General features: G+C 67.4%; 4 protein-coding genes and 2 pseudogenes. 2 read left to right on the plus strand and 4 right to left on the minus strand.

Annotated elements, in window-relative coordinates:
* Positions 1 to 323 (minus strand): FGGY family carbohydrate kinase (locus GJ632_RS19675; RefSeq protein ID WP_255473615.1); only part of this gene is annotated, 323 nt, incomplete at its 3' end.
* Between the two features lie 201 nt (positions 324 to 524).
* Between GJ632_RS19675 and GJ632_RS19680 the strand changes: the two are divergent.
* Positions 525 to 1744, plus strand: a pseudogene (locus GJ632_RS19680) (FAD-dependent oxidoreductase).
* A gap of 118 nt (positions 1745 to 1862) precedes the next feature.
* Here GJ632_RS19680 and GJ632_RS19685 read toward each other — a convergent pair.
* Positions 1863 to 2099 carry a hypothetical protein gene (locus GJ632_RS19685; RefSeq protein WP_191453826.1) on the minus strand — a complete coding sequence of 79 codons (237 nt, stop codon included), beginning with the start codon at positions 2097 to 2099 and terminating at the stop codon, positions 1863 to 1865.
* A 54-nt stretch (positions 2100 to 2153) separates the two neighbouring features.
* Between GJ632_RS19685 and GJ632_RS22515 the strand changes: the two genes are divergently transcribed.
* Complete coding sequence (locus tag GJ632_RS22515) at positions 2154 to 2606, plus strand: hypothetical protein (RefSeq protein ID WP_197428104.1); 453 nt, start codon at positions 2154 to 2156, stop codon at positions 2604 to 2606.
* Positions 2607 to 2716: 110 nt separating this feature from the next.
* On the opposite strand, the gene GJ632_RS19690 is transcribed toward GJ632_RS22515, so the two are convergent.
* Both GJ632_RS19690 and GJ632_RS19695 read right to left on the minus strand, forming a co-directional pair.
* Positions 2717 to 4018 carry an anaerobic glycerol-3-phosphate dehydrogenase subunit C gene (locus tag GJ632_RS19690; RefSeq protein ID WP_089806884.1) on the minus strand — a complete coding sequence of 434 codons (1302 nt, stop codon included), beginning with the start codon at positions 4016 to 4018 and terminating at the stop codon, positions 2717 to 2719.
* 4 nt (positions 4019 to 4022) lie between these two features.
* A pseudogene (locus GJ632_RS19695) lies at positions 4023 to 4561 on the minus strand (FAD-binding protein); the annotation flags it as partial.

A 4561-nucleotide genomic window follows, 5' to 3' on the forward strand; every position in this document is an offset into this window, starting at 1 on the left:
GTCGGTCCTGTCCAGACGATGGCGTTGGCGATTGCTTGCCCGTCTCGCGGTCCCAGATGAGGGGTGGTCTCGCGCTGGTTGGTGATGCCGATGGCCTCCAACTGCTCGGCGTCGCCGCCGGCCTCTTCGAGAGCGTCGTGCATCACCGCCTGCGTGTTGTCCCATATCTCCTCGGGGTCGTGTTCGACCCACCCCGGTTCGGGATATATCTGTTCGTGCTTTCGATACGCGTTCGTGACGACTTGCCCGCCGTGGTCGAATACCATGAAGCGGGTACCCGTCGTCCCCTGGTCTACCGCTCCGATATACGTTCCTTCTGTCATGTCACACCAGCTCCGGTTTCGGCAGGGTCGGTACCTACCGCTGACGCCACCGCCACGCGGCGAACGTGTTAACAGACCGCAAGAACTATGATAAATGTTTCTTAGTATTCATGTTTCGGAACGTCGCCGTTCTAGACAGGTGAGCGCGCCGCGAGGGCGCCGCGGCGTTACATCCATAGGTGTTCGGACCAACCTCTACCGATGACACACGATACCGAGGTGCTGGTGGTCGGCGGCGGCGCGACGGGGACGGGTATCGCCCGCGACTTGGCGCTTCGCGGCGTGGACGTGACGCTCGTCGAACGCGGCGGCCTCGCGTCCGGCACGTCCGGCCGGTCGCACGGCTTGCTCCACAGCGGTGCCCGATACGCCGAGGCCGACGCCGTGGGCGCGCGCGAGTGCATCGAGGAGAACCGAATCCTGCGGGAGATAGCCGGCGACTGCATCCGCGACTCGGGCGGCCTGTTCCTGCAACTCCCGGCGGACGACCCCGACTACTTCGAGGCGAAGCGGGCGGCCTGCGAGGAGATAGGCATCCCCGCGGAGACGCTGTCCGGCGACGAGGCGCGGGCCGAGGTGCCGGGCCTCTCCGAGGACGTCGAACGGGCGATGAAGGTGCCCGACGGCGTCGTCTACCCCTCGCGCCTCCTCGCGGCCAACGCCGCGGACGCCCGCGACCACGGCGCGACGATTCTGACGGACGCGCCCGTCGAGGGCGTGCGCGTCGCGGACGGCGAGGTGGTCGGCGTCGACGTCGGCGGGTCGGTGGGCGACACCGTCGTCGCCGAACAGGTCGTCAACGCCGCCGGGGCGTGGGCGGGACAGCTCGGCGCGATGGCCGGCGTCGACGTCGAGATGCGCCCGACGAAGGGCGTGATGGTCTCCGTCCGGTACGACGGACTCGGTCCGGCACTCAACCGCGCCCGCGACCCGGCGGACGGCGACATCATCGTCCCGCACGACAGGGAAGTCGTGTTGGGGACGACGAGCGTCGAGATAGACGACCCGGACGACTACGACGAGTCCGAGTGGGAGGTCGAGGCGATGGTCGAGGCCTGTTCGGAGATGCTGCCGGCCGTCCGCGACGCCGACCACGTCCGGACGTGGTGGGGGGTCCGCCCCTGTACGCGCCGGACGAGGACTCCCGCGAGCGCGCGCGGCATCTCCCGGGGCTTCTTCTGCATCGACCACGCCGCCGACGGCGTCGACAACCTCACGAGCATCGTCGGCGGGAAGCTGACGACGTACCGACAGATGGCCGAGACGACGGCGGACCGCGTCTGCGAGAAACTCGGCGTGAGGCCGACTGCCGGACCGCCGAGGAGCGACTCCCCGGCGCGGACGACCCCGAGCGGTTGGACGCGCTCGTGGCGGAGTTCGGCGGCGCGGGACCGACGGACGAGGACGTGGTCCGCCGCTGAGACGCCCCCGTCGACGGTCCGGATTAACGGTCCGTTTCGCCGCACAGTCTCCCCGTTCGCGCAGACTACTAATCCCCTCTCGTCGCCGACACGACGGCATGCGTCGCAACACACGCAGTCAGGGTCGGACGACGAGACGGACGTTCCTCGCGGGAATCGGGGCGGCGGCGACGGTGTCGGCGGTGGGCGTCGCCGGAGCGAAACCGGACGGCGCGCCGCGGAAGGTGGTACTCCGGTCGAAGGACGCGGACGCGCTCGCGGCGCGGGCGTTCCCGACGACGGACGAGGCGTACTCGAAGCGCGGGTCGTGGTTCACGACCGGTGACGACGCGGACGGGGCGGCGGGGAGCGACAAGCTCCAGTTCTACCTCTCCCCGACGGCGAAACCGTTGAAGCTCGGGTCTTCACGGTGGGAGACATCCAGTCGCTCACGTATCACACGAAGAAGGTGGGCGCTCCGGTCGACGGGAGCAACGCGCCGAACATCTACGTCAACGTCTACACCGAACCCGACGGCGTCGACGACACGGCGTCGTGGTACGGCTACAGACTGACGCTGGAACCGTACCTCTCGCGGAACCTCATGGCTCCCGCGGACGAGTGGGTGGAGTGGTCGACTGAACCGGGGACGAACCAGCTGACGGTTTTCGACGCGGCGAAGGCGGGCGTGTTCGGATTCTACGGCCAGCCGACGCTGCAGGACCTGCAGTCGGGGACGGTGAACTGGAAGCAGGACTACGGCTACGGCGCCGACGAGGAGATAGACTACGCCTCAGAAGAGGTGAAGTACATCGTCTTCGACACCGGGAGCGGGTGGGCCGACAACTACGAGGCTACCTTGACGCCATCGAACTCGTGGTGAACGCGGGCCGCGGCAACTCCGGGAAACCGACCGCGCTCAGAATCGAACTGGAAGCCTGAGTCGGCGGGCGAGGCGGACGGCGACGCGCCCGTCGACCGGCGGCGCGTCGCTCAGACCAGCGCCTCTTCGAGTAGTTGGAGGGGGTGTTTGATGTCGTAGCCGGTACCGTGTTCCATCTGCATCGAACAGGTCGGACACTCGGTCATGCCGACGTTCCCCTCGGCGTGGCTCATGTGGTCGAACATCTCCTCGCCGATCTTCATCGAGGTCTCGTACTTCTCCTCCTTCCAGCCGTACGTCCCCGAGATGCCCGAGCAGGAGTCGCCCACGTCCTCGATGGTGACGCCGTCGAGTTCGCGGAACAGTTCGACCGCCTGCCGGTCGAGCCCCTGGTTCCGGGCGTGACACGGCGCGTGGTAGGCGAACGACTGCTCCTCGACGGAGGCGCTCTCCAGTTCCGATTCGAGGTCCTCGTGGATGCGGAGGTACTCCATCGCCTCGTAGGTGTGGGCGGCGACTTCGGCGGTGCCGTGGAACTCGAACAGTTCGGGGTACTCCTGCTTGAGCGACATCGAACAGGAGGTACAGGACGCAACCACGTCGTACCCCTCGTCGATGAGGTCCGAGAACTCCGAGACGTTCACCTCCGCGGCGCGTCCGGCGTCGTCGAGCATGCCGTTGGCGAACATCGGTGTGCCCGAACAGCGCTGTCTCGGGACGGCTATCTCGTAGCCGAACTCCTCGTAGACGCGGACGAGCGCTTTCGCCACCTCGGGCGTGTTGTAGTTCGAGTAACAGCCGTGGAAGTACGCGATGCGCTTGTCCTCCGAGGACACCTGCGCGCCGCCGCGTTCGGCCCACCACTCGCGGAACGTCTGCTGTGCGAACTCGGGGAACTCGCGTTCGGCGGTGATGCCGAGCGTCTTCTCGTACAGCGTCTGCACGAGGGAGTTGCCCATCACGAAGTTCGCCAGTCGCGGCACCTTACTCGCGAACTCGGCCGAGAGGCGGTAGTTCGCGAGAATCCTGTTCCGGATGTACTCCCGGGAGAGCTTGTCCATCTGCTCGTCGACGTACTCCCCGCGGGCGGTGTTGTGCATCTGGCTCAGGGGGACGCTCGACGGACACGCGTCGTCACAGCGCATGCAGTTCGAACACGACATGATGGAGTCGTCGATGTCCTGGTCGTCCTTGCGCTTCAGCCGCCACTGTTCGGGGCCCTGGAACTTCGGGCCGGGGAAGTCGTCGTTCACCTCCGCGACCGGACAGGACGTGTCGCAGGAGGTACACTTGTAGCAGTTGTCCGCGCCGGGGCGGAGGTCCATCTCCGTCTCGTCGTCGAACACCTGCACCGGTTCGAAGTCGCTCTGTTCGTCTGGGGTCGGGTTCGTTGGGTTCTCTGCGTCGCTCATGTGGTCAGGCTTCCTCCCCCGCGCGGCCGCCCGCGACGGCCGCCGTCGCCAGCGAGACACCGCTCGCGGAGTGTTCGCGCGCCACGTCGGCACCGCCGACGACGCCGCCCGCGGCGCGGAGATTCGAAAAGTGTGGTTCGCCACCCGCCGTGGTGGGTCGCAGTTCCTCGTCGGGGACGACGCCGAACCGCGCGAACGCGTGGTCGCCGAACGCCGCCGACTCCGACCAGTCGTACCGGTCGTCGGGGTGCGGGACGTGACAGTCGAAGACGGGTTCGGTGACGCTCTCGCGGTCGGAGTCGATGCCCTTGCGACCAGTCCGCCCGTCGCGAGGACGAACTGCTCGGCGTGGTAGGGGACGCGCTTACCCTGTCGGTCCACGTACACTGCCTCGATTTCGCCGTCGTCGGACTCGTAGCCGACGGCGGGGTTACCCGTGGCGATGCGCACGCCCGCCTCGTCGAGGGCGTCGAACAGGCGGTCGTTCTCGTTCGTGCCGTCGCTCGGACCCGAGGAGTCGGGCTGGTCGTTCGTCGAGACGCC

This window comes from Halogeometricum sp. CBA1124, from assembly GCF_009741955.1.
Lineage (GTDB): Archaea > Halobacteriota > Halobacteria > Halobacteriales > Haloferacaceae > Halogeometricum > Halogeometricum rufum.